The organism is Lysobacterales bacterium (assembly GCA_019634735.1).
Classification (GTDB): domain Bacteria; phylum Pseudomonadota; class Gammaproteobacteria; order Xanthomonadales; family UBA2363; genus Pseudofulvimonas.
In genome coordinates this window covers 297,033-321,596 of the sequence record JAHCAT010000001.1, presented here as the reverse complement: position 1 = coordinate 321,596, position 24,564 = coordinate 297,033, and the positions used below count along the sequence as shown (strand labels likewise).

Annotated in this window: 18 protein-coding genes; 5 read left to right on the top strand and 13 right to left on the bottom strand. The window is 70.0% G+C overall.

All coding sequences use genetic code 11. The features are described from left to right. Nucleotides 1–49: 49 nt before the first annotated feature. From KF823_01265 to KF823_01245, 5 genes are all read right to left on the bottom strand, one after another. Entirely contained in the window at nucleotides 50–976 is a 927-nt protein-coding gene (locus KF823_01265) for a M14 family metallocarboxypeptidase (protein MBX3724532.1), read from the bottom strand. 337 nt (nucleotides 977–1,313) lie between these two features. After that, complete coding sequence (locus KF823_01260) at nucleotides 1,314–2,033, bottom strand: hypothetical protein (protein ID MBX3724531.1); 720 nt, start codon at nucleotides 2,031–2,033, stop codon at nucleotides 1,314–1,316. A gap of 313 nt (nucleotides 2,034–2,346) precedes the next feature. Further along, nucleotides 2,347–3,096: an extensin family protein gene (locus KF823_01255; protein ID MBX3724530.1), complete on the bottom strand. Its 750-nt coding sequence runs from the start codon at nucleotides 3,094–3,096 to the stop codon at nucleotides 2,347–2,349. 142 nt (nucleotides 3,097–3,238) lie between these two features. Beyond that, nucleotides 3,239–5,452 (bottom strand): catalase/peroxidase HPI, encoded by a 2,214-nt coding sequence (gene katG / locus KF823_01250; protein MBX3724529.1) that lies wholly within the window; start codon nucleotides 5,450–5,452, stop codon nucleotides 3,239–3,241. Between the two features lie 333 nt (nucleotides 5,453–5,785). Continuing rightward, on the bottom strand, nucleotides 5,786–7,747 hold the full coding sequence (locus KF823_01245; GenBank protein MBX3724528.1) for a hypothetical protein: 1,962 nt from the start codon (nucleotides 7,745–7,747) through the stop codon (nucleotides 5,786–5,788). Nucleotides 7,748–8,066: 319 nt separating this feature from the next. On the opposite strand from KF823_01245, the gene KF823_01240 reads away from it, so the two are divergent. Then, nucleotides 8,067–9,125, top strand: a complete 1,059-nt coding sequence (locus tag KF823_01240; GenBank protein ID MBX3724527.1) for a hypothetical protein — start codon at nucleotides 8,067–8,069, stop codon at nucleotides 9,123–9,125. A gap of 10 nt (nucleotides 9,126–9,135) precedes the next feature. Here KF823_01240 and KF823_01235 read toward each other — a convergent pair whose 3' ends face one another. Further along, entirely contained in the window at nucleotides 9,136–9,693 is a 558-nt protein-coding gene (locus tag KF823_01235) for a DUF3228 family protein (protein ID MBX3724526.1), read from the bottom strand. A gap of 286 nt (nucleotides 9,694–9,979) precedes the next feature. On the opposite strand from KF823_01235, the gene KF823_01230 reads away from it, so the two are divergent. The 4 genes from KF823_01230 to KF823_01215 all read left to right on the top strand — a co-directional run bounded on the left by KF823_01230 (nucleotide 9,980) and on the right by KF823_01215 (nucleotide 15,157). Continuing rightward, nucleotides 9,980–12,739 carry a hypothetical protein gene (locus tag KF823_01230; protein ID MBX3724525.1) on the top strand — a complete coding sequence of 920 codons (2,760 nt, stop codon included), beginning with the start codon at nucleotides 9,980–9,982 and terminating at the stop codon, nucleotides 12,737–12,739. A 282-nt stretch (nucleotides 12,740–13,021) separates the two neighbouring features. Further along, nucleotides 13,022–13,648 (top strand): hypothetical protein, encoded by a 627-nt coding sequence (locus KF823_01225; GenBank protein MBX3724524.1) that lies wholly within the window; start codon nucleotides 13,022–13,024, stop codon nucleotides 13,646–13,648. Beyond that, entirely contained in the window at nucleotides 13,645–13,878 is a 234-nt protein-coding gene (locus KF823_01220) for a helix-turn-helix transcriptional regulator (protein ID MBX3724523.1), read from the top strand. Before KF823_01225 ends, KF823_01220 begins: the two co-directional genes overlap by 4 nt. 49 nt (nucleotides 13,879–13,927) lie before the next feature. After that, entirely contained in the window at nucleotides 13,928–15,157 is a 1,230-nt protein-coding gene (locus KF823_01215) for a beta-lactamase family protein (protein ID MBX3724522.1), read from the top strand. A gap of 187 nt (nucleotides 15,158–15,344) precedes the next feature. Here the strand turns inward: KF823_01215 and KF823_01210 are convergent, their stop codons facing one another. The 7 genes from KF823_01210 to KF823_01180 form a co-directional block, all read right to left on the bottom strand. Beyond that, nucleotides 15,345–16,424: a DUF748 domain-containing protein gene (locus KF823_01210; GenBank protein ID MBX3724521.1), complete on the bottom strand. Its 1,080-nt coding sequence runs from the start codon at nucleotides 16,422–16,424 to the stop codon at nucleotides 15,345–15,347. Between the two features lie 226 nt (nucleotides 16,425–16,650). Continuing rightward, entirely contained in the window at nucleotides 16,651–17,181 is a 531-nt protein-coding gene (locus KF823_01205) for a hypothetical protein (GenBank protein ID MBX3724520.1), read from the bottom strand. A 267-nt stretch (nucleotides 17,182–17,448) separates the two neighbouring features. Next, entirely contained in the window at nucleotides 17,449–18,066 is a 618-nt protein-coding gene (locus KF823_01200) for a hypothetical protein (GenBank protein MBX3724519.1), read from the bottom strand. Between the two features lie 113 nt (nucleotides 18,067–18,179). Next, a complete protein-coding gene (locus KF823_01195) occupies nucleotides 18,180–19,874 on the bottom strand; it encodes a hypothetical protein (protein ID MBX3724518.1) in 1,695 nt (564 codons plus the stop codon). 249 nt (nucleotides 19,875–20,123) lie between these two features. Beyond that, nucleotides 20,124–21,230: a putative porin gene (locus KF823_01190; GenBank protein ID MBX3724517.1), complete on the bottom strand. Its 1,107-nt coding sequence runs from the start codon at nucleotides 21,228–21,230 to the stop codon at nucleotides 20,124–20,126. After that, entirely contained in the window at nucleotides 21,227–23,809 is a 2,583-nt protein-coding gene (locus KF823_01185; protein MBX3724516.1) for a protein kinase, read from the bottom strand. The genes KF823_01190 and KF823_01185 overlap by 4 nt, the downstream gene beginning before the upstream one ends. Beyond that, the gene (locus tag KF823_01180; protein MBX3724515.1) at nucleotides 23,809–24,462 is read right to left on the bottom strand and encodes a hypothetical protein; all 654 of its coding nucleotides are present in this window, start codon (nucleotides 24,460–24,462) and stop codon (nucleotides 23,809–23,811) included. The genes KF823_01185 and KF823_01180 overlap by 1 nt, the downstream gene beginning before the upstream one ends. Nucleotides 24,463–24,564: the final 102 nt, after the last annotated feature.

Here is a 24,564-nt window from a genome sequence, read left to right as displayed (position 1 = left end):
CATACACGGGGCGCATCGTCGAGACGCCGGTACCGACTGGGCGGGGCCGTCAGTCCCGGCCGACCGAGGCCAGCGCGTGGTCCAGGGCCCCGCATACGGCGGCGACCTGGGCTGCGATGCATTGCGCGGGGGTGGCCCTGGGACTGTCCGGGTACACCTCGGTGGTGGTGGTGAACGGGGCGTCGCTCAGGCCCGCGCACAGGCCCAGGGTCTTGAACGGGTAGAGGATCACGCCGTGCGCCACGACCGGCGAGCCGATGATCTCGCCCTTGTCGTCGGGCGGGGCGATGTGGGTCACCGGCGCCACCGCGGCGATCACCGCGCGCTGGAACTCCAGTTGCGGATTCGCGCTGTCGCCCACCGTGTAGAAGCCGTCCGGAATGCTGCCTGGCTCGAAGGCCTTGCCGTCGCGCGCCGCGACGGCGGGTCGGAACTCGCTCTCGTCCGTGTCGGTGGTTTCGTGCAGGTCGATGTGCAGCAGCAGGTCCTGCATCGGCGTCGCCAGCGCCAGCAGGGCCGCCGCCTCCGGCACCGCCGTGCCGATCCGGAAGGAGCGGTTCGGGTCCTCGGCGTCGGCATTCCAGCGCTGGATGTGCTCGTACGCCCAGGGGCTGACGCAGGGCGCCACCACAAGGTTGGCGCGGCCGGCGTACTCTCCGGCGCGCTCGCGCAGGAACGCCAGAGCGCCGTGCACGCCGCTGGTCTCGTAGCCATGCACGCCGCCGGTGACCAGGGCCACCGGCAGCCCGGGTTGCCAGGTGCGGCTGCGCAGGGCGTGGACCGCGTGCCGGGCCGGGCCATGCTGGATCTCGCCGTAGGATTCGATGGCGAAACGGTCGCCGAGTCTTGCGATCTCGCGCTCGACCTCGTCCGCATAGCTGCGCTGCCGGCGTTGCCGGTCGAGCCAGCGGGCGCGCTCGGCCGCAGTCCAGGGCACGCCGGGGGTGCCGATCGGATAGCCGGTCTGGTGGGTCATGGGCGGTCCAGGTGACAGGCAGGAAAGCATAGGACCGCAGCATCGGGGCGCCGTCGCGACGCGGCTCGATCCGGCGCGGGCCGCGCTCCGCTGACCTTGCCCGGTCCCCGGGACCGGGTGCGATCCGGAGCCCTGTTGAGACGGCAACCGCACGGACGCCTGCGACAAAGAGGGCGCAGGAGGTGCGATGACAGCCGCCGCGACGACGCCGTTGCCGGGTCGTCCGGCGCCGGTTCGAGCCCCTCGGCAGAACGCGCCAGGCCCGTTGCACCGGGCCCGTCGCGCCGCCAGCCTGCTGCTCGGCGGCTGAAGGCGGCTGGCTGGCCCACCGGCACGCTCAGGGCAGATGCTCGCCGGCGCCGCCGGCGGCGCCAACACCCGCGCCAAGTCCGAGGGCGGCGCCACCTGCGGCAGCGCCGCCACCCATGCCACCACCCTGCCCCCCGCCACCGCCCTGGCCACCGCCACGGACGCCACCTGGTCCGCCGCGGCCACCGCCCGCAGGACGCGTCGGTCCCTGCGAGGGCATCTGCAGTTCCGGCGGGATGGGATCCAGGTCGAGCACCTCCCGGATGAAGGCGCGCAGGGAGGCGACCAGGGGCGCGGTACGCACGCGGCGTCCGGCGACCAGGTCGGCGGCCGCCTGCGCGGCCAGGCGCACCTGCTCGTCGGTGCCCAGCAGCAGGATGTCGGAGAGCGCAGCCTCGACCGCGTCGCGGATGCGGCGGGCGCGCTCGGTACTGCCGCCGGGACCCTCGTCGCCCTCGGTCTCCCCGCCTGCGTCCTCCTTGCGCGGTACCGTCTCAGGCCGTCCTCGGAGTTCGCGGAGATGGGTGGGGTCGACCTCGAGATCGCCGGTGAAGGAGCCGCCCAGAACCTTGTAGGCGGCAATCAGGGTCCGCAATCGCTCGTTGATCTGGCGGTTTTCACGTTGCCGGCGGACCTGGATGGTCTGCATGACCAGCAGGCGGATGCCGACACCGATCAGGGTGATCAGGGCCAGCGCCACGATCGAGAAGGCCACGCCCTGCCAGGTGCTGAAGTCGAGTATGCGCATGGATCGAGCGTCCGGTGAGGACCGCCAGTATGGCCCGCACCGCTGCCCCTTGGGCGCCCGGCGGCGCGCATCACGCGGCGGATCAGGGCATCTCGCAAGGGCTGAGGGGTACAGGTGCCGTTTGCGCGGCCATGTCAGCAGTTGGCCCGTCTGTTTCCTTAGGAAGCATGGCGCGTCCGTAGAGCTTCCATCGTGGCACGGGCAACGACGCGTTGGACAGTGAATGATCCAGGCTTCAGGCCGCTGCGCTCAGGGATGTTCGTACGGCTGGCCACCTGTCGAAACGACCGGGACCACCCTGTTCGACATGCTTCTAGCGGCAGATCCGCGCCCGGCCCCGGTCGAAATGGAAGTGATCGGCGTGTCCGGCGTTGTAGTCGGGGCCCAGTACCGCGTCGAACCACCTGCAGGCCTGATCGCGCAGCGCCAGGAGGAAGCGCGCTTCCGGGGTCGGCAGGGCGTCCTCGCTGCCTCCCACCGCTCCGGTTCGGCGCCAGTCCCGCAGGACACGGATGCGGCGACCGTCGCTCAGCACGAATCCGCTGATGTCCAGCGCATCGGCAGTCGCATGCTGGCTGCGCCGCCGCCCCTCGGCGCCGTACAGGTTGCGACAGGCATAGCTGCCCAGCTGCTCGATGGCCCGGACCTCGGCACCGAGGTGCAGGCGCGCCGCCTGTTGCAGCGCATGCCGCTCCCACAGCGCCAGCGACAGGGCAGCCGGACAGCTGAGCGTGAACGGCGCGCCGACGTCGACCGTGCTCCGGTCGATGCGGAAGGCATTCTGGAACCCGCAGCCCGGCCCGGTCTCGCGATCGGGGACGGCCGACAGGCGGAAGCCCGAACCGGCCAGTGCCCGTCGGCAGGCCTCCGGGTCGGCACTGGCGCGTTTCAGCTTGAAGCCGGTCAGCAGGCCAGGCGACTCGGTCAGGTCCAGGGCTGCCCACGGATTCCAGCGCGGGGCCACGATTAGGCGCCCGGAGGACAGGGCCCAGACGACCAGTGCCGCGAACAGCAGCAGGAGCAGCAGGGCACGGCGTCGCGATGCGGGGACGGGATTCGGCACGGCCCCAGCGTTGGCCAGTCGGCGTCGCGGACGCGTGCAGACGCCCGCTCAGCCTGAATGTCGATACAGGAGGGCGCGCAGGCCGTGCCCGAAACGGCAGGGGCGGCGCCAGCGCCGCCCCTGCCTCGCCGCAGTGGTGCGCTCAGCCGCGACCGAGGTCCATCACCTTGGCCCAGGCGCGGGCGAAGTCCTCGACGAACATGTCGCGGCCGTCGTTCGCCGCGTAGGCCTCGGCCACCGCCCGCAACTCCGAATGCGACCCGAAGACAAGGTCGACCGGCGTGGCGGTCCAGCGCAGCGCGCCGGTGGCGCGATCGCGGCCTTCATAGAGCCCATCGTGACCGTCGGCCTTCGACCACTTTGTCGACATGTCGACCAGGTTGACGAAGAAATCGTTGCTGAGCGTGCCGGGACGGTCGGTGAACACACCGTGCCGGGCACCGCCGGCATTCGCATCCAGCATGCGCATTCCAGCCACGAGGACGGACATCTCCGGGACGGTGAGGGTCAAAAGGTTGGCGCGTTCGACCAGGGCCTCGGCCGGCGACAGCAGGTTGCCCTCGCCATACCAGTTGCGGAAGCCGTCGGCGGAGGGCTCCATGGGCTCGAACGAGGCGGCATCGGTCTGCTCCACCGTGGCGTCGGCACGCCCGGGCGTGAACGGCACGGTCACCGCGTGGCCGCCGTCGCCGGCCGCCTTCTCGACCGCCGCCACGCCGCCCAGCACGATCAGGTCGGCCATCGACACCCGCTTGCCGCCGCGCTGGCCCCGGTTGAAGTCGCCCTGGATGCGTTCCAGCGTCGACAGCACCTGCGCAAGCTCGGCCGGATCGTTGGCGGCCCAGTCCTTCTGCGGGGCGAAACGGACCCGTGCGCCGTTGCTGCCGCCGCGCATGTCGCTGCCGCGGTAGCTTGCCGCCGACGACCAGGCGGCGCGGACCAGCTGCGGCACGGACAGGCCACTGGCCAGGATGCGCGCCTTGAGATCGGCGATGTCGCGCGCATCGATCAGCGGATGGTCGACCGCGGGCAGCGGGTCCTGCCAGATCAGGTCGACATCCGGTGCATGGCTGCCCAGGTACCGGCTGCGCGGCCCCAGGTCGCGGTGGGTCAGCTTGAACCAGGCGCGCGCGAAGGCGTCGGCGAACTCGTCCGGGTTCTCCTTGAAGCGCAGCGAGATCTCGCGATAGGCCGGGTCTTCACGCAGCGACAGGTCGGTGGTGAACATGATCGGTGCATGGCGCTTGGCGGGATCGTGGGCATCCGGCACCAGGGTGGCGGCCTGGCCGTCGGCGGGAATCCACTGGATGGCGCCCGCGGGGCTGCGCGTCTGCACCCACTCGAAGGCGAACAGGTTGTCCAGGTAGTTGCTGGTCCAGGCGATCGGGTTGAACGTCCAGGCGCCTTCCAGGCCGCTGGTGATCGTGTCCGGGCCGCTACCGGTGCCGCACCTGTTCTCCCACCCCAGGCCCTGCTGCTCGATCGGCGAGCCGGCCGGATCCGGACCCAGGCACTCGTCCGGCTTGTGTGCGCCGTGCGCCTTTCCGAAGGTGTGGCCGCCTGCGATCAGGGCGACCGTCTCCTCGTCGTTCATCGCCATCCTGCCGAAGGTCTCGCGGATGTCGCGCGCCGCGGCGATCGGATCCGGATTGCCGTTCGGTCCTTCCGGGTTGACGTAGATCAGGCCCATCTGCACCGCCGCCAGCGGCCGCTGCAACTGCCGGTCGCCGCTGTAGCGGGCGTCCTCGAGCCACTTGTTTTCCGGGCCCCAGTAGGTGACGTCGGCCTCCCAGTCGTCGGTCCGACCGCCGGCGAATCCGAAGGTCCGGAAACCCATCGATTCCAGCGCCACGTTGCCGGTCAGCACCATCAGGTCGGCCCAGGAAATCGCCCGGCCGTACTTGCGCTTGACCGGCCAGATCAGGCGTCGGGCGCGGTCGAGCGCGACGTTGTCCGGCCAGGAGTTCAATGGCTCGAAGCGCTGCTGGCCACCATCGGCGCCGCCTCGACCGTCGAAGGTGCGGTAGGTGCCTGCGCTGTGCCAGGCCATGCGGATGAAGAAGGGCCCGTAGTGGCCATAGTCGGCCGGCCACCAGTCCTGGGAGTCGGTCATCAGCACCCGGAGGTCGGCCTTCACGGCATCGAGGTCGAGCGCGGAGAACGCTGCCGCGTAGTCGAAATCCGTCCCGTAGGGATTGGAGCTCGGGGCGTGCTGACGCAGCCAGTCCTGGTTACCCATCGAGCGCACAGGGATCTCCCCCTGTTGCGCCATGGTCTGCACGCTTTCCGCGTGCGCGCCTGCGGCGGCACCAAGCGCGGCGGCGAGCGCCAGCACGAGGGTTCTGATCCTGATCATGGCTATCTCCCTTGTTGGTTGCTACGGTCCGGACAGCCTAGACCTGCATGAATCGTCGCTGAAATCGATTGATCCGATCCGTTTCATTGACGCCTCGAATGACGCGCCGCGGCAAATCCGGCTATGGGCGTATCCCGTCCAGCTGTGCGCCGACTCACCGGCCCGAACAACGCGCGAAAAAAAAGTCCGCCTTCTCTGGCACTCAGCCGATCAGCAGATACACCCCGATCGCCAGAGCAAACAGCAGCACCAGTCCGCCGAGGGTGCACGGCAGGCACCATGTCGGTTCCGCCCTGGCTTGTGCCGGTGTCGAGCGCACCGAGCGATCGTCGCTCATGGCGACTCCCCGCGCCGGGCGCCGAACATCGTGTTGGCCAGCGTGCCAGCCAGGCAGCCGACATGCGCAACGGCGACCAGTGCACGACACAGCGCCTGCCCGATGCCACCAAGCAGGTTGCCGACCAGTGCCACCACCGCCTGCGCAAGCCGGCACGCCACCACCACCGCAACGGCCGCAAGGGCGACTGCGCCGGCGACCAACAGTGCGCCGACGGCGATCGCAAGATCGACCACCCCGGCAACCACAGCGACCGCCGCGCAGCCGGAAGCGGCAACCACAGCGGCGGCGCGACAAGCGGCGCCAGTCGCGATCGCGCCAGCCACACAGGCTGCGCGCTGGGCCTCGGCGCCCACCCTGCAAGCCAACCTGCGGGTGGCAGCAAGGGCAACGCACGCAATGCGCGACGCACGGCAAGAGTAGCGCCGGGGGTCGAAGGCGCCGAAGTCGTTGCAGTTGGTGAATTGCGTGCAGCTGATATTGCAGGCCCCGGCCAGCGTTTCCGCAAGCGTTGCGTTGCATTCGGCGATCGCGGTCGCCTCGCTGGCCGCGCAGGCGTCGATTTCCGCGCCCGTGCCCGCGAAGCAGTCAGCCGCTGCCGCCGGCGCGGCGGCCATGCGGTTCCAGGCCGCAGCAGCGACGCCGAGCACCTGTCCGGCAATGCCGAACAGCCCACCTGCCGCACCCTGGCACGCTTCTTCCATGGTTGTACGCAGGCGCATCGCTCCGAAATCCCAGCCGTCGCGCCATGCCGTGCAGCGCCGTCGACGCCTGGCCCGATTCTGGTCGCAAGGTGTGCGGCTGGGTGAGAGCAGTCCGGCGAACTCAAGCTCGTCGATGATCGAATCCGCGTAGTCGCGGGCGCCGGCGACATTGGGATGTCCGACCGAGGCCATGATCGCCTCGAGATCGCGCAAGGGGTCGCCCATCGCCGCCGCGGTCACCGCCGCCCGCCGCTGCACCGCCACCTCGTCCTGCGGTGTCACCCCGGCCAGCAACAGCGCCACGTCCAGAAGGTCGACGGGCAGCGCGTCGATCTTGCCGTCGTAGTCCCAGAGCATCGTGGCGGGGCCGAACAGGCAGTGGGGCCCGGCGATGCCTGAGCGGGCGAAGCAGACGGTTCGCCCCGGAAACTCCGCCGCAATCCGCCTGACTGCCTGACGCAGGCGGTGGTTGCTGGCGATCTGCCAGATCCTCGATGCCCGGGCCACGGCGTCCAGGGACGCCGGAGCGACCCAGCCGGAACCAGGCACGGCGAACATTGCGGCCACCGCCTGGATGCGCAGCAACGCCGCCCGCGAGTACCAGGAAAAGATGGGGAAGTAGCCGTTGACGACCACCGTGGCCGCCGGGAACGATGTCAGGGCGAAGCGCAGCGTGTCCTCCATCTTGCAGCGCACCTTCCGCGCTGCCGCGAAAAGCCAGGCCTCCCAGGACGCCAAGGGGCCGCCCTCGTCGAGCGCGGCGGTGGGGGTGAGGATGTTGATGATGCGGGCATCGTTGATGCCCCCATCGAGAAGGATCAGGCGCACCGCTGCCGGGTCGCCGCCACTTGCGGGCGCCTGCAGCATCCCGAGGGCGGCCTTGAGCTGGCCCAGCGTGGTCGGGGTGGCGCTGGGCAACTCCCTGACAAATCCGTCCGGGTTGTAGAACGGCCGGATGGACGGTGCCGTATCGGAGAGCAACCTGTTGACCAGTGCGCGATCGTCGGGCTCCACGGAGCCGTTCGAGGCCGGAATCGGCGTCGGCGTGCAGCGGGCGCCGGAACGCGCCATGGCCAGTTCGGAGACGGACGCCTGCAGGTCCGCCTGCAGGCGCGCCCTGACCAGCTCCCGGAACCGGTTGCCCGGCAACAGGCCCTGGCCCCACATCAGCGAATCGCCGGCGCTGATCATCAGCGGCGCGGCTACCGGAGGGGCGGCGGTGGCGCCGTTGAACGCAACCAGGGGGACGGCCATGCAGGCTCCTCGGGACGGATCGGCCCGGCAGGCCTGACACATCGCGTCCATTCCAGTACACGCGAACGGAACCCCGGGTTTGCCATGTCCCACATTTCCGGATGTCGGTCATTGCCGTGTGGTTCGCCATGGCCCAACGCAGTCGGGCGACCGCCAGCCCCCAGGCAGATCCGGTCGCGGGGCTGCTCCACCGCCGCAGCGTCTCCGTCCCGGCCCACTGCGACCGTCGGCCGGCGACGGACATCCCTGCAGTCGTCCGTCCGCCCAGGACGGACGATCGGGCGCCCGTCAGTGGCGAACGCGGACATCGAGGAAACCAATGAAGCGACCCAAGATCCCGAGCATCATCCGCTACGTGCTCATCCTGAGCATGGCACCTGCTCCGGCGACGGCCGGATCGCCCTGCCCCGCCCTGCCCGGCAACCCGCTTCCTGCCTGCCTCGTCACGCCGGCCGGCTGGTTCTACGCGCGGACGGATCAGGATGCCGAGCGGCTGGCGGCCGATGCCGCGCTCGCGGGCGAGGGTTTCCAACGCCACTTCGGGCGCGCGCCGGCGCGCGGTGCCGTGCTGGCCGTGGGGACATCGGGCGGGATCACCGAGGCGCAGCGCAAGGTACTGCGCGCGGCGGGCGCGCAGTGGCTGCTGCCGTGGCTGGATCCGGACGAGCGGCGGGCGCTGCGCCGGGAACACCTTCGTGGCGCGATCACCCGGCAACTCGGCGAGCTGGCCACGCCGGCACGTGTCGAGCAGGCCCTGACCCAGGCGCTGGCGGCTTCCGAGGGCCAGATGGGCGCCGTCGAGGTCAACCGGGGGGCGCTGCGGCACGAGATCGGCCACCTGCTGCTGATCTCGGGCTTCTGGCCCGACGCGCTGTCGGGACCGGCGGCCGATGGCGCTCAGCATTACGGGGGGCCGGGACCGGACTGGCTCGACGAGGTGGCCGCCATCCTGCTGGAAGACCCCGAGCTCGCCCGGTCGCGCCGCACCGCCCTGCGCGAGGCGCGCGACGGAGCGGCCCTGCCGCCCCTGTCCGGATTCCTCGCGGGCGATCACCCCCTGCGGGCCTGGGCCCTGACCCAGGCAGCAGCCCGGACGGCCGGAGCGGAGCGGTCCGGGGAGACCTTCGTCCAGGTGGTCAGCGGCGAGCAGGCCCGTTCCCTGGTGGACCAGGGTGCCGTCTTCTACGCGCAGGCCCGGGGCTTCGCCGACTTTCTCGAGACGCACGGCGGCACGTCGGTGTTCGGGGCGATCGCCACGGCCCTGGCCGGGGGCCGGTCCTTCGACGACTGGCTGGCCGCAGCCGGCCCGGCCCATGGCTTGCCGGCGACGGTGGCGGCCCTGGAAGCGGCCTGGGAACGCTGGCTGGCCGACGAGTGACCGGGCCCGCTCACGCCCGCCAGTTGGCGTGGTGCTCCCAGTACGCCACGCTGCGCGCGTAGGCAGCGCGGTCGATCGCCACGCCCGAGCCGCCTTCGGCCACGCCCAGCGCGTTGCGCAGCAGGGTCGCCGGCGCCATCGGGATCTCCTCCGGACCGGCCGTGTACAGGCAGCCGACCACGCCCCAGTCCGCCTCGATGGCCGTGCCCTCCCGCGCCAGTTGCGCGCGGTCGTACAGGATCGCCAGCAGGTACCCGGCCACGGGCGGCTCCACGCCCTCGAACCAGCGCACCAGGACCGGCAGTTCGGCGTCGTTGCGGGCCTCGTAGCCGGAGCGCAGCAGATGCCGGTTGGCCGCCGTGACCGGCACGGTCAGGCAGCGTGTCGAGGTCCAGTTGCGGTGCACGTGCAGCACGCAGAACGGCGCGTAGCCGGGCAGGACGCGCTCGGGCGCCTGGCTGTTGAGGTGCCGCTCGAAGGCCTCGGGCGTGCAGTCCTGGATGGCATTGAGTCGGGGCTCGCGCGGGAACAGGCGCCGCCGCGCGAACTCGGTGAGGACGATGGTCATGGCGGATCAGGGCTGAAGGGAGCGCCACGATAACGCCCCGGATGCCGGAGCGCGCCGGGAGGATCCGGGCGACGTGCCCGGAGGGCCGGTCATCCTGGGCCGCCTGTGGAACGCGCCCCGTCAGGCCGACAGTCGCGCACCACGTCCTGGCGCGGATCGCGGCGGCATCAGCAGCCGCCCATGAGGCACCCGGGCAAGAGGTCCATGTCGAGGCCGGCATGCGACATCGCAGTCGATTCCTGCGCCATGCCGGAAAACCCCGTGCCGGGGCCCAGGGAGTCTACCCATGCCTACCCGATCGCCATCGCCCACCGTCCGGTGCGCCCTCGTGTGGCTCTGGCTGTTGGCGACGTGCGCGCCGCCCGCACTGGCCGTGGTACCCGGCCTGATCGCCGATATCAACCCGATACCGGCCGACGCCGAGTTCGGCGAGGCGATCCGGGTCGGCAACCGGGTGTACTTCGCCGCGTCCAGCGACTGCACGGGCCTCGAGCTGTGGGTCACCGACGGCACGCCCGCGGGCACGCGCATGGTCAAGGACATCCGGCCTGGTTCCGCGAGCGGGATGGGGCTGCAGACCGCAGCGATGACGGCCTTCGGTGATCTGCTGCTGTTCTTCGCCGACGATGGTGTCCACGGCCTGGAGCTGTGGCGCAGCGACGGGACCGAGGCCGGCACGGTCATGATCAAGGACATCTATCCCGGGCCGATCGCGGGAGTGAACCCCTTTGGCGGCGCCATCCCTGTGTCGTCGGTGGCGGTGCTGGATGGATTCGCCTACTTCAACGGCCGTACGCCGACCCATGGGCGGGAGCTCTGGCGCACGGACGGCACCGAGGCCGGAACCGTCATGGTGCGCGACATCTTCCCCGGCAGCGGCGATTCCAGTCCGCGCGGGTTCACTGTCATGGACGGGACGCTGTACTTCGCCGCCAGTCCGTCGGCAACGGTCGGATTCGAGCTGTTCCGGTCGGATGGGACCTCGGCCGGCACAACGCTGGTGGTCGACATCAACCCGACGAGCAATCAAAGCGGCGTGCCGCAGGGGGCGATGATCGCCGTTGGGAACACGCTGCTGTTCCAGGGAACCACGTCGGCCAGCGGCACCGAGCTCTGGCGCAGCGACGGCACCGCTGCCGGGACCAGTCTGGTGCTGGACATCAATCCAGGTAGCGCCAGCGGCGTCTCCAGCGAACCCTGGGTTCAACGCGACGGCGTCCTGTACTTTTCCGGCTTCACGCCCGAGCACGGCCTCGAGCTGTGGCGCAGCGATGGCACTGCGCAAGGGACCTTCATGGTGCTGGACATCAATCCGGGTCCCGCCAATGGCCTGATGGGGTCGCGGCGACTGGTGGCCGCCCAGGACTATCTGGTGTTTTCCGGGACGACACCGGACGCTGGGCGGGAACCCTGGCGCAGCGACGGTACGGCGGCGGGTACCTTCCGGCTGCGCGATGTTGCGCCGGGCACCGCCAACGGCTGGTTGGATCTGGGGCGTGCACTGGCCGTCGGAAACATCGTCTACTTCCCGGCCGCCGACCCGGCCACCGGTGGAGAACTCTGGCGTACCGATGGCACTGTCGCCGGCACAGCGCTGGTCCGAGACCTGTTTCCCGGCGCCGGCAGCGCATTCCCGGGGGCGCTTGCCGCCCTCGACAGCCAACTGCTGTTCCGCGCCAATGATGGCCTGAGCGGCCAGGCGCTGTGGCGCAGCAACGGCACGGCCGTCGGCACCACCCTGCTGGCCAACCCGGAACCCGCAACGATGAACGCGACACCGGAACTGCTGACGGTATCCGGCAACCGGCTGTTCTTTCGCGCCAATGACGGCGTGACCGGCGCCGAGCTGTGGGTCAGCGACGGCAGCGCGGCAGGCACCCGCCTGACCCGCGACATCGGCCCGTCGCTGGGCAGCCCGGGGCCGGCGTCCCTGCATCCGTTCGGCGGTGGCGTCCTGTTCAGCCACTCCGAGCTGACCGCCGCCAACCGCGAGCTGTGGAAGAGCGACGGCAGCCTCGCCGGCACCACCCTGGTCCGCGACATCAATCCCGGCGGATTCGGGTCTTCGCCCGCCGATTTCGTGACCATGGGCGGCATCGCCTACTTCTCCGCCACCACCGCCGCGAACGGTCGGGAGCTGTGGCGCAGCGACGGCACCGAGGCCGGCACCTTCCTGGTCGTCGATCTCGTGCCGGGCAGCGGCAGCGGCAATCCGCAGGAACTGTTCGTACTGGGCACCACGCTGTACTTCAGTGCCACCGATGGCGTGCACGGCTTCGAGCTGTGGCGCAGCGACGGCACGGCCGCCGGTACCAGCATGGTCAAGGACATCCAGCCCGGCGCCGGCAATTCGCTGCCGCAGTTCATGGCCGCGATGAACGGCGTGCTGTACTTCTCGGCGCGCACGGCGGCCAACGGCTTCGAGCTGTGGCGCAGCGACGGCACCGAGGCCGGCACCTGGCTGGTCCGGGACATCCAGCCCGGCCCGAACGATGGCGACCCCTATGCCATGACCGCGATCGGCAACGTCCTGTACTTCGCCGCCTCCGAGGACGACATCGGCTATGGCCTGTGGCGCAGCGACGGCACCCCGGCCGGCACCACCAAGGTGCTGGAGATCGACAGCGGGACCGACAACGAGCTGTGGACACTGCGGGCGATGGATGGCGTGCTGTACTTCTTCAACATGCCGAGCGATACCGGCACCCAGCTGTGGCGCAGCGACGGCACGCCGGCCGGAACGACGCTGGTCCGCGATTTTCCGGGCGACGAGCCCTGGTACCCGCTCGACGCCGCCGTCTTCGACGACGAGCTGTGGTTCCAGGGCCGGGACGACCTCCATGGCTACGAGCTGTGGCGCAGTGACGGCACCCCGGCCGGCACCCGGCTGGCATCGGACGCGATCCGCCCCGGCCGCTGCAGCGCCTTTCCCTACGAGCCCGTGCCGATGGCCGGCCGCCTGTACTTCGGCGCGTTCGGCGCCGGCAGCGGCTATGAGCTCTGGTCGGTGGCAGGCGAGCGGATCTTCGCCAGCGGGTTCGAATAGCCTCACACCCTGCAATCACGGGGCCAGGATCGGGCCGGCCACGAGCCTGCCCGGTCCATGGAAGGACGACACCGGTGAGTTCCGGCGCATCGATGTCAGTTGCTGGCCTGGGTGTCGTCGGCCATCCCATGGCGACACTCGCCAACTTCCCGCGCTGTTTCGGAGGAAATCCCATCCGCTGGCGCGGCCTGCAGCGCCCCGCCCAGCATCCGATTCTTCTTGTGTCGGACCGCATCGGTATGTATGGTTTACCGGACACTTGATCCGGTTAACCAGACATCCATGCCACGCATCCTGTTGATTCTCATCGCCGCCTTGAGCCTGGGCGCATTGCTTGCCTTCAGTACTGGACAGCTGCCGGTTCGTCCCGGCGTGATCGGCTTGCTGCTGATGCTGGCGAGTGCCGGCCTTGCCCGTCGTCACTGGCATCGGCAGCCGCCCGCCGAGGCGACCGGCTCCCCCGAGCGCGCGCTCTGGCACGGCCTGGCCAGTCACGGCGTGCTCGCCGGGCACCTGGCGATGGGCACCTGGATGCTGGCACCGGCGTTCGACATGCACGGTGCCCTTGGCCACGCCATCGCCACCGACAGCTGGACCCTGATCCTGGGCGCGCTGCTGAGCTACGCGATCGCCCGCGATCCGGCGCCCCGCCAGGACGAGCGCGACGCCGGGATCGCCAGCCTGGGCTGGCGCTGGGCCCATGGCGCGCTGCTGGCGATGCTGGCGGCCCTGATCCTGGGCCTGGGCTTCGGCGCCGGCACCGCCCTCGCCCGGGCCAGCCAACCCATGCTGGCGCACATCCTGATCCTGATCCTGCTCGCGCACGTGCTGGTCAATTTTGCCGTGCGCCTGCATCTGTACGCCCGGGAGGCCGTGGCCAACGCCGCCGGCGAGGGCCCGTCGGCGTGAAGACCGGGACGCCGGTCGGCAACCACCTGCGCCGGTTGCGCTTCGAGCACGGCGAGCTCAGCCAGGACGCCCTTGCCCGGGCGGTCGGCATCACCCGTCAGACCATCGTTGCCCTGGAGGGTGGCCGTTACGCGCCGTCCCTGGAACTGGCCATGCGCCTGGCGCACTTCTTCGGCCGCACCGTCGACGAAGTTTTCTTCTGGCGCGAGGGTGCTCCACCCGCGCCCTGATCCAGCCTGCCCAGATTCGCCCCCCACCCTCCCTGAACGAGAAACTTCGATGAACTCCGCTTCGCGTACAAGGCGCCCGGGGCGCTGGCTTGCCCTCGGTCTGCTGCTCGCCCTCGCCTGGCTGGTGTTCCACCTGTTCGAGCCGGTGTTCACCTGGAAGCTGGGCTGGCATGACCTGCCCCTCGGCGAACCCCAGGCGGTCGGTACCTCGGCGCCTTACTGGGCGAGCGTTGCCGAACGCGCCGACGCACTGCTTCGGCAGGCCTACGGGCGCCTTCAGGCGCCCGCGGTTTCCGCCGCGGTCATGGTCGATGGCGAGCAGGCCTGGGCCGGCGCGATCGGTCTGGCCGATGCCGGCACCGGGGAGTCGGTCACCCTGGACTCCCGCTTCCGGATCGGCAGCACCTCCAAGGCGGTCACCGGACTGGCCCTGGGCGTGCTTGTCGAAGCGGGCCTGATCGACCTCGACCACCCGATCCATCGGTACCTGCCGGAATTGCCCGGACACTACCGGGACGTCACGGCTCGCCTGGCAATGAGCCACCTGGCCGGCATCCCCGATTACGGTTGGTGCCCCTGCTTCCCGGTGTGGGAACACCGCAACCGCCGACACTTCGAAAGCGTCCGCCAGGCACTGACCGTGTTCGTGGACCGGCCACTGCTGGCGCCGCCAGGCACCGCGTTCCGCTACAGCAGCTATGGCACCAATCTGGTGGGTGCCGCCATCGAGGCCGTCGCGCGACAGCCATTCAACGATTTCGTCGCGGAAGCGGTGTTCAGGCCGCTCGGCATGGGTCACAGCGGCCCGGACCTGGCCGGTGCGAACCTCCCCGAACGGGTCGCCTTCCACGAGATCGAGGGGGGGCGCTGGAAGTATGCCGACCCGGTCGACAACAGCATCCGGTACCCCGCCGGCGGCATGCTGTCCACGCCGTCCGACATGCTTCGACTGGGCCGGGGCTTCCTGTCGGACGCGCTACTCGACCGGGAGACCCGCGACCTCCTGGTGACCCCGCAAGTCCTGGCGGATGGCAGCGCGAACCCGCAGGGCTACGCGCTTGGCATCCGGGCAGGCACGAAGACGACGCTGGCCGGCCTCGGGCATGGCACGGCGATCTGGAGCCACCACGGCACCGCCGTCGGCAGCACGTCCTACTTCGCCATCTATCCCGAGCTGGGCATCGTGATCTCGGTGATGATGAACAAGGGACAGACCAGCGTGGAAGCGCTGGCGCCCGAGGCCGACCGCCTGGTGGAACTCTTTCTGCCGCCACCCTGATGCCACACCCGGGCGAACAGGCGCACTGGGACGCCGCCATCGGCCCGCGTCAGGCAGGCCTCGACAGCACGATTCGGAATCCGGGACATCGCCTGACCGCAGTGCCGCGGCACCGGCGGCGTGCGATCGGCGGGGGAAGCCGAGGCTCGACGCTGAGCGGACCAGGAAAGGTGCGCCGCTGCTTCGCTCAATCCGAGTCCGGGCGCCGACCCAGGCGGGTGCCCTCGAAATAGGGCTGCAAGGCCTCCACGAAGGCATTGCGCAGGATGCCGAGGATCGCACCCCAGGTGCCCAGCTCGGCATCGCCCAGCTCACCGCGGATCTCGATGCGCGTCGCGAACTGGTCGGCCGGCGCGTTGCGAAAGAGCCGGGTCACGCCCTCCGCCACCGCCTCCCAGGCGATACGGAACGGATTCTTGGAGGCCTCCACCACATCGCTTTGCCAACTGAAGATCTGCAGGTTCTGCAATAGCGGCTTGGCATAGCCGGAGAGTTGCCGGTCCCTGGCTTCCAGTTCCATCACGAACTCGCCGTTGCCGGATTCGAAGTCCAGCGCGGCATAGGCCTGCGCAAGGTCGTTCAGGCGGGTGAGCTCGATGTCGAGGATCCTGAGCGCGAACTGGAAATCGTCCGGCCGACCGATGGGGTCGAACCTGGCCGAGGCTTCGAGGTCCGCGCTGTCGAACAGTCGTGCTTCGGCCTCCAGCTCGGCCGCGCGGCGATCGTCGGCGTCGCGCACATTGGTCAGGTTGTCGATCCTGGCCTGCACCTGCGTGGCCTCGAGGTTCACCGGCGGATCCGACACGAAGTTGTGGAACACGACGCGGCCATCCCTGATCCGCACCTCGTCGATCCGGATCGGCACGAGGTCGGCGAGTCTGGCGCGCCAATCGACGCCCGTGCCGGCCTGCGAATCGCCCGTGGACACGCCGTCCACGAAATGCACCGTGGGGCCGTCGAACAGGACTTCGGCAACCACCGCGCCCCTGAGAAGATCGTTCCAGCTGATCGAGATCCCCACCCTGGGCGCCTCAAGCAGGGGCACCGCCAGATCGCCCGTAGCCTTCTCGATGCGCAGGTCGCGCAGCCTGTAGGCGCCGCGCCAGATCGCCAGGCTGACGTCCTGCACGGAACCCGTGTAGTCGCCCATCGACGCCATCCGGGCGTTCAGGCTGTCGCGCACGATGCCGGGAAGCAGCAGGCGGATCGCCACCGCCGCCAGCAGCAGCACCGCCACGACCATCCAGACTGTGCGCCGACGCGTCATGGGTCGAGCTTGTTGGTGCGCACGCACCGGGTCAAGGTGTCTTCACCTGGTCACCACGATCGCGTTCCAATGGGATTCACACTGCCGCGCTACGCGTCGGAATCGATTCCCCTGCACACCGACAACGGGCTCCGGGCAGGCGGTCTTCTTGTCGGTGTAGCGCATAGTTCGCCGACTGTTGCCCGAACCTCTGCGGGGGCTCGCTTACCTGGAGGCTGGACACGGCTCAGAGGGTCTGCGTCACCTTGCCGCCCAGGGCGGCCAGGCATTCCGCTGCAGCCGTGCGCTGCCGGGCCGATAGCGCATGCACCACGACCGCGGTACGACCCGCCGCGAGTGCGTCGCGGGTCGCATGAATGTAGGGATCGTGATCCGGACGCAGGGAGACCAGCCCGCCCAACAGCAAACCGGCGATGCCGCCGAAGCCAACCATGGCCAGGCCCGCCGCCCACGGCGACTCGACCACGAAGGCGACCCCGCCGACGATCAGCAGCACGAACAGCAGGCCGCCGGCAACCATGCCGGCAAGTCCCAGCCAGACGTGCGCGACGACGATGGTGCGCCGGATTCCGCCGCCCTCCGGTTCCAACTGGATGCCGACATCCGTGGCCCCGGGTGCCAGCACCCGAACCTGTGCCTGCTGAAGGGACAGGCGGGCGACCGCCGAAGCAGCCGCTGCGCGGGCCGACTCCTGATGATCGAAGACCGCGACCAGCTTGCTGTTGGATGCCTCTCCCGTCACTGCGATGTCGGACATGGCGCGACTCCTGAACAGTTTTCGCCAGTGTCGTCCTGACCGCCCTGTACCCGGGATGAGTGTGGCGATGTTTGCCGGCACGTGGTGACCCGCGATTCAGGTCGAGTCGGCGGGCAGCGGGCACAGCCTCCCCCCGGGGTCGACAGCGCCTGCCCGATGGCTCAGGACCATCGCGATAGCCGTGGCTAACGCTCCTGTCGAGGCAAGCCCGGGATCACCACACTTGAGTCGTCGATAGGAACGTCCTGATCCGATCCGAACGGGCATCTATCGATCGGACAGCTCGACACGGATCTTGCCGAACGGGCTGTGATTGCGCCGCATTGCGCCCCCACCGCTCATGGCGACCACGCCACCCGCCATGACCCCCGTGCCCACCGTGGGCGTATCGTGGAACCGGCCCAACTCATTCGATGGGGTATGGACGATGAGGTATCGCACGCTGTCGCCCGGCTCCAGTTGCAGCGTGTTGCCGAATTGATACCGGCCGCGCGCCTCGACCCGCTGGAATTCACCCGCTTGCACCTGGCGCACCACGTCGAACCGCTCGTCGAGCAGTGTCAGCATGGGCATGAAGATGTCGCCTGCGTAGTAGCTGCCCACGTAGAGCCGAAGGGCCTTGTCCGGCTCGGCGATCCGGAACGCCAGAAAGTAGCTCTTGCCCTCTGGAAACTGGAAGGCGGGACTGGCGCGATCGATCTCATGGGTGCGCGCATGGCCCACCGGAAGGAACTGGTAGGGGAGCCGATCCAGTCCGCTGCAGCAGGACGGCGTCGCGCGCAGGGTCTGCAGCGCCTCGTCGACTCTGGGCAAGGTGATGCAGCCGGCGAGCATCAGCAGGCACCCCAGTCCGCAGGCCAGAAACCTCGATGAGATCGTTCCCATGAATGGACTCCCGAAACCGGCCTAGGGCCGTGAATGACACGAGGATATCAGCCGATCGACGCACAGCCGCGTGGATGCACGACCTGCGCGGGCCGGTGCCAGCGCCCCCACGCTCAGCCGCAGGGCGGCAGCTCGAAACCGTCGCACCAGATGCGGTCTGACGGCGGACCGGCGTGCCGTTCGAACGCACCCAGGTCAGGACCCGCGCCGACATGGTCGTCGTTGATGTTCGGCAGGACCTCGCCGACGTCGACCACGCGCGGGTCGTCGGCCAGCACCAGCGAGACCGGCAGGTACTGAACCAGGGGGTTCTGGGGAAATGCTGGCACGTTCTCGAACACCGTCATGTCGACCTGCTGACCCTGGGTCTCGCTGGTGTTGCTCCGCATCTGCGCGAGCGATTCGAAACTCGCAGCGCCGATGCGGCCACGGAAATCGCTGCGCGTGGTGCCGTAGCCGTTGAAGTTGAGCGAGGAGTTGACGGTCTGCAGGGACTGCAGGTCGACCACCCGGCCGCTGCCGCTCGAGTAACCGTTCCAGGTGCCGGCCTCGCCACCAAGGAACAGGTTGTTTCGTGCGTAGGCGCGGGCGATCGGCGTGCCCGGGTAGGCGTTGAAGCCGTCGCCGGTCTTGACGATGGTGTTGTGCAAAAGCACGTCGCCGACGCTGCCGCGATACAGCTTGAACGGGATGTGGACGACGTTCCAGGCGCTGTTCCGGATGAACCAGGTCGGTCCGCCCAGCGAGGGTTGCGAGGAAAACGCGATGAAGCTGTTGGTCAACCGGTTGCCGACGATCCGGCAGTTGTGCTGGCAGAAGTCCGCCTCGATGCCGTCGTCGGCGGATTCGCCGACCTCGTTGTCCAGCACATCGATGCTGTACTGGTCGACCGCCTGCGTCTCCTCCAGGAAGGAGATGCCGTCCCGGAACCCGCGCACCGTGTTGCGCACGATGACATGGCCCGGCCCGGTGACCGCGATGCCCTCGCCCCGGTTGACGCCATTGCTGCCGAAGGCCGCCTCCGTCCAGGCCGTGGTGCCGATCACCGTGTTGTCGGCGATGTAGGCGCGCGCGCATCGCGCGAGGCAGACGATGCCATCGCCGTTGAACTGGGTCGCCGATGCGTGCACCGTGCTGCCGATGATGCTGATGTCGTCGGAGGCGTTGAAGCGGATCCGGCCGTGGACGGTCAGGTCCTGGAGCAGCACGTGCTGCCGCGAGAACAGCCCGAGTTCGCCATCGATACGGGATCCCGGCAAGCCGCGCAGGGTCAGGGGTTGGCCGGCGGTTCCGCTGCGACCGAGCACGAAACCGGGATAGCTGCCGGTGGTCAGCTCGACGATGTCGCCGGGCTGCGCCTGGCCGAGCACGGTCGCCAGGCTGGCCGGCGTGGCTGTATGCACGCTGCCCGTGCCAGGCACCGGTACCGGTCGGGTACGGGCGCCGACCACGTGTTGCGCACTGCCGCCATCCGGGTCGCTGAGGGTGAGCTCGATCTCGTAGTCGGTATTGGGCTGCAGGCCGAACAGGCTGCCGGCGTGCCGGTTGCCCCAACTGAAGCCGCTGCCGCTGCCAGCCGGGACCCGCCGCAGTGGCAGGCCTGGCCGCCACTGCGCGGCGCCCTGCGCACGAAACCGCACAGTCACCTGGCCATTGGCGTTGTCGTCGCCGCCGATCGCCCAGACGATGCTCAGATGATTCAGGGTCGGCTCGGGCAGGCTGACCGCCCCGGGCGTGGTCGCCGACTGCGCGTGCAGCAGCGCGCCGGGCAGGAACAGGAGGATCGCCGCGAAAACGCGCAGGACCACGACAGGCAATCCAAGGACAGCAGGATGGCGGCGGCCATGCAGCCCCTCCCGACAAGGCGGCTGCGCGGGCGGTCGAACAGCCGGAAACCGCTCAGGTCCTGCGCCGGAGGGACGTGTGCGGCGACCGGGTCGGTCGTCCTTCGGCAGGCTGATCGGGGTCTTCATGTCCTGCTCGCGTTCGAGGTGGTCGCGACAGGGCCGCGCCTGCGCGTCGTACGTGCCCGATGCGGCCTGGTCCGTGCCCTGCCGCTACCAGCGCGACTCCAGGTCGAGCAGCACACGATGGGTGGCCCGGTCCAGGCCGTCGCGGGTCTCTCGGAATCCGCTCAGCCGCAGTCGCCAGCGCGCGTCGAAGGCATACGTGTACCAGAGGGCGTGGCCACGGGCAAAGCTGTGGAACCACCAGTCGTCGTCGCTGAAAGCGGCCATCACGGCATCGCGCTGGAAGCGCTGCACCGCCCAGCCCAGCTCCCATCCGCCAGGCGCCGTGGCGTCGCCCAGGTTCAGGTCGAAGCGTGCGCCATCGCGCAGATCGTCGGCGCCGAGGTTGCGGACCAGGTCGAGCCGCGCGCGCAGCGGTCGGTCGGCGATGCGGACCCGGCCTTCCAGCAGCAGGTCGAGCAGGCGGTAGTCGCTGACCAGGCGGCCGCCGGCCACCCGGTTGGTGCGCGCCAGGCCATTGCGCGTCAGGGTCTCCAGGCGATCGAAATCGAGCAGGGCCAGGTGGACCGAGGCGCTGGCTGGCGCGCCTTCGCGCCCGTGCCAGGCGATCTGGACCGCACTGAGGCGCGAATCGTCGCCGAAAAGGTGCTGCCCGGCCCAGTGGCCGCCGACCAGGCTGAGGCGATCGAAGTCCCCAAGCGCCACGGCATGGTCGATCGCCAGGCCCGCGGGTCGCAGGTCGGGGTCCCAAAGCAGCGGCGTGAGCGTCAGCGCCAGCGCATCCTTGCCCAGCGTCGCCCGGGTGTGCTCGCCCAGTCGCCAGCGCAGCACCAGGCGGTCGAGGCCGAAGGCGCGGCTGCGCTCGTTGTCGTTGTTCACCCGCGTCCGATCATTGCCGGTGCTGCCGGCCAGCAGCCTTGCGCTGGCCGCCATCTCGAGCCGCTCGCCCAGCCAGCCCTCGATGCCGAACCGGAGCCGACCGCGCAGGCGCTCCAGGTCGGCGCGCTCGTTGGGCAGGCCCGATGTGTGCTCGCCGCGCACCTGCAGGTCGCCCCGCCAGGACCAACGCCGTTCCTCCTCGACGTCGGCCAGCGGATCGAAGGGGTCCTGGCCCATGGCCACCGCCGAGAACGCAGCCAGCGCGAGCACCTGGAGCGCACGTAGCCGCCCAAACCCGGTACCAGGGGCGCTCATGCGCGGACCCCGGCAAGCGCCTGCTGGAGGGCCTGGGCGGATCCGAACCGGTCGTCCGGATGCAGCGCCAGGCAGCGCAGCACGATCGCCTCCAGACCCGCCGGCAGCGCGATGCCGCGCGCCGAGGGCGGTACCGGCTGCTCGCGCATCTTGGCCACGTAGAGATCCATGGTGTTCGCCGCCTCATGGGGCAGGTGCCCGCCGAACATCTCGCACATCACGACCCCCAGGGCATAGATGTCGGCCTGGGGTCCCACCGCATCGCCGGCCATCTGCTCGGGCGCGGCGTAGCGCGGCGTGCCGACGAAGCTGCCGATCTCGGTGTGTCCCTGCCCCTGCCGCTGCACCGGACGGGCAATGCCGAAATCCATCAGCTTCGCGTTGCCGCTGGTCTCAAGAATGATGTTTTCCGGCTTGATGTCCCGGTGCAGTACGCCCACCGCATGGGCGGCAACCAGACCGGCGGCCAGTTGCCGGGCGATGCGCAAGCCTGCCGAGGGCGGAATTCGCCCGCTCGCGGAAAGCAGGTAGCGCAGGGTCATGCCGCGCACGAACTCCATCGAGATGCACGGGCCACCGTCGATCTCGACATAGTCGAAGGTGCGCAGCACGTTGCCGTGCGTGATCCGGCGCGCCAGCCGGATCTCGTCCTTCAGCCGTTCGCGCTGCGTGGCGTCCGGTGCGACATCGGCGCGCAGCATCTTCAACGCGATCACCTCGTCCAGTTCGAGGTCGCGCACCTTGTACACGGCCCCCATGCCGCCGCTGCCGAGCAGGGAAATCACCTGGTAACGGTGGCCCAGCACGCTGCCCGAACCCGCCACCGGGCCATCTACGGGTGCTGCCTGGTCGCCTGGCGATACCGGGACCGGCGCGGCGGGGCTGGGCAAGGCCTGTGGGCGCAGGCTGAGGAAGGGTGCGCCGCCTGGACCGCGCGCCACCACCACCGCGGCCGCGCCCAGCCCGGTCCGGCATCGCGCGGCGGCGGCTGGCGTGAGCAGCAGGCCGCCCGCGGCGACCTGCGACAGCAGCCGGCCGGCCAGCTCCGCGGCCGGGCCTGCCACCACCGGCAACGCCGAGGCTCCCGTGAGCCTGAGATCGCCATGCAGGACACGACCGACATGCAGCACCGCCGCAGTCCGCCCGGCGGTCCAGCGTTGCCGCAGGGCAGCCAGGGCCCGCAGCGCAGAATCGAGTCCATCCTCGCCGGGGCAGGCCATCAGCACGTGCACGCCATCGATGGCGACCAGGGCACCCGGTGCGCTTGCGAGCGCCGCGTTCACCCCCTCCTGGTCCAGGGCGAACACCTTCTCGGGTCGATCGTCCTCGTCGACCGTCGGCAGTCGCACGGCAAGCAGCACCGCCTCCAGGGTTCGCGGCACGGCCCGGGTCGTCGGCAGGTTCGACGGCGCATCGCCGCCTTCCGGAAGCGCGCGTGCCAGGTCGCCCAGGTAGCTTTCGATATCGCTCTTCTCGCGAAGACTGGCCAGCAGGCTGTCGATGCCACGCGACAGCCGGCCGAGTTCGTCGCGGCCGCCCACGGCGACCTCGGCGCGATAGTTGCCTGCGGCGGCCGACTCGGTGGCTTCGGCCAACCGGCGCAAGGGTCGCAGCACGCCCTTCGACAGCAGCAGGGACAGCAACAGGGCCAGCGCCAGGGATGCGAGGCCCGCCAGCAGCACCGAATCCTGGAACTGCCGGAAGGCGGCGGTCGCCGCGCGCGAAGAGGCCAGCGTCAGCACCTGACCGAGCGCCGGCTGGGCGTCCCCCGCCGTGGCCATCAGGCGACCCATCCAGGGGTGCTCGCCCAGCTGCAGTTCGAGGCGGTCTGGTCCACCGGTGGCATCGCCGCCGGGTGTCGCCTGGGCCAGCGCCGCCGGCAGGCCGGCAGCGACCTCCGGCGCCAGGGACGAGGCGATCACCCGTCCGGGTGGTGCGTCGAGCAGGAAGGCGATCTGGGCGCCGCTCACCCCGGCGATGCGGCTGGCAAAGGCGTCGTCGACGCGCACTGCCAGCAGCAGGAACCCCACCAGGTCGCGATCCTGCTGCAGCGGCACGATGGCCGCCTGGTACAGGGCATCGTCCAGGCGCCAATAGCCGCTGTAGGGCGTCAGCGCGTCGTGCGCCGCGCCAACCAGCGGGTCGTCGCGCAGGTCCTCTGCGAAGAACTCGGAACTGTCGGTGCGGGCCAGGACCACCGCGCCTTCGTCCAGGACGATGGCCAGGTCGAAATCGTGGACCTCGCGTCGCTCCAGCAGGAGATCGCGGATCGACAGGCCGCCGGACGCCGCCTGGCCGTCCAGGCCGAACGCCAGCGCACCGGCATCGGCGATATAGGTGACCAGGCTGGCATCGGCGGCGAACTGCTGGACCATGAACTCCAGCTGCTCCAGGCGGCGCTGCTCGAACTCGCGCTGCACGGCGATGCTGGTGGCCAGCGCCCGCGACAGCTCCTGTCCGGCGATGCGCGCACCCTGTCGCCAGGCAACCGCCAGCGCCGTGGCGGCGACCAGCACCACCAGTGCGGCACTGAGCAGGAAGATGCGCAGCCACAGGGGCGGTACCGGCAGGCCGGCCATCAGTAGCCGCTCCGCGGGGTGGTCTCGTAGGGGCGACCGAACTTGTTCATGTGTGGCGGAACCCGACGCTGCGAGAGCTCCATACGCACCGCCAGCGACTGCGATGCCTGCCCCGGCGTGGCCGGCTGCCGCCAGGGTCGCGCGCGATCGTGCCAGACCACCAGTTCGCCAGGCCCGGGCGGCAGGCCGTCCAGACGGAACCCCCCCTGGGCATCCGGCCGGGTGAAGAACGGCGTATCCAGTACCAGCAGGTGCCCGACCATCGCGTGGTGCACGTTGCAGTAGATGCGCACGTAGCCCGCACGGTCGAACACGACCTCACCGTGCTCGCCGACGCCGAGCAAGCCGACATCGAATGCATTGCCCGCCGAGGTCGAGAACACGTTGTGCAGGATCGGATCCTCGTTGGGAAAGCGCACCCGGCTGCCGACCGTGATGGCGAGCGTGCGCGGCTGGAAGCGCTTGCGGCGGGTGGTCATGACGGTGACCTCCGGCATCGGCACCACCGCCACCGGCGTCCGTGGCCGGAAATAGACGATGGCCTCCCGGGCCTCCTCGGCACGCAGCGCGCGCTGCTCGGCGAACAGCTCGATGCGACCGGCCAGGCTGTCGGCTGCCGCTGGCGGAACCAGCGCCGCCAGCAGCACGAGCAAGCCGCCCCGAGTCCCCCGCATCCTCCACCCCCCAGCAGTCGCGCCGATCATAGCGCAGGCATCCATTTCCTCGGGGGGTGTCCAGGAGTGCCGGTCGGTGCC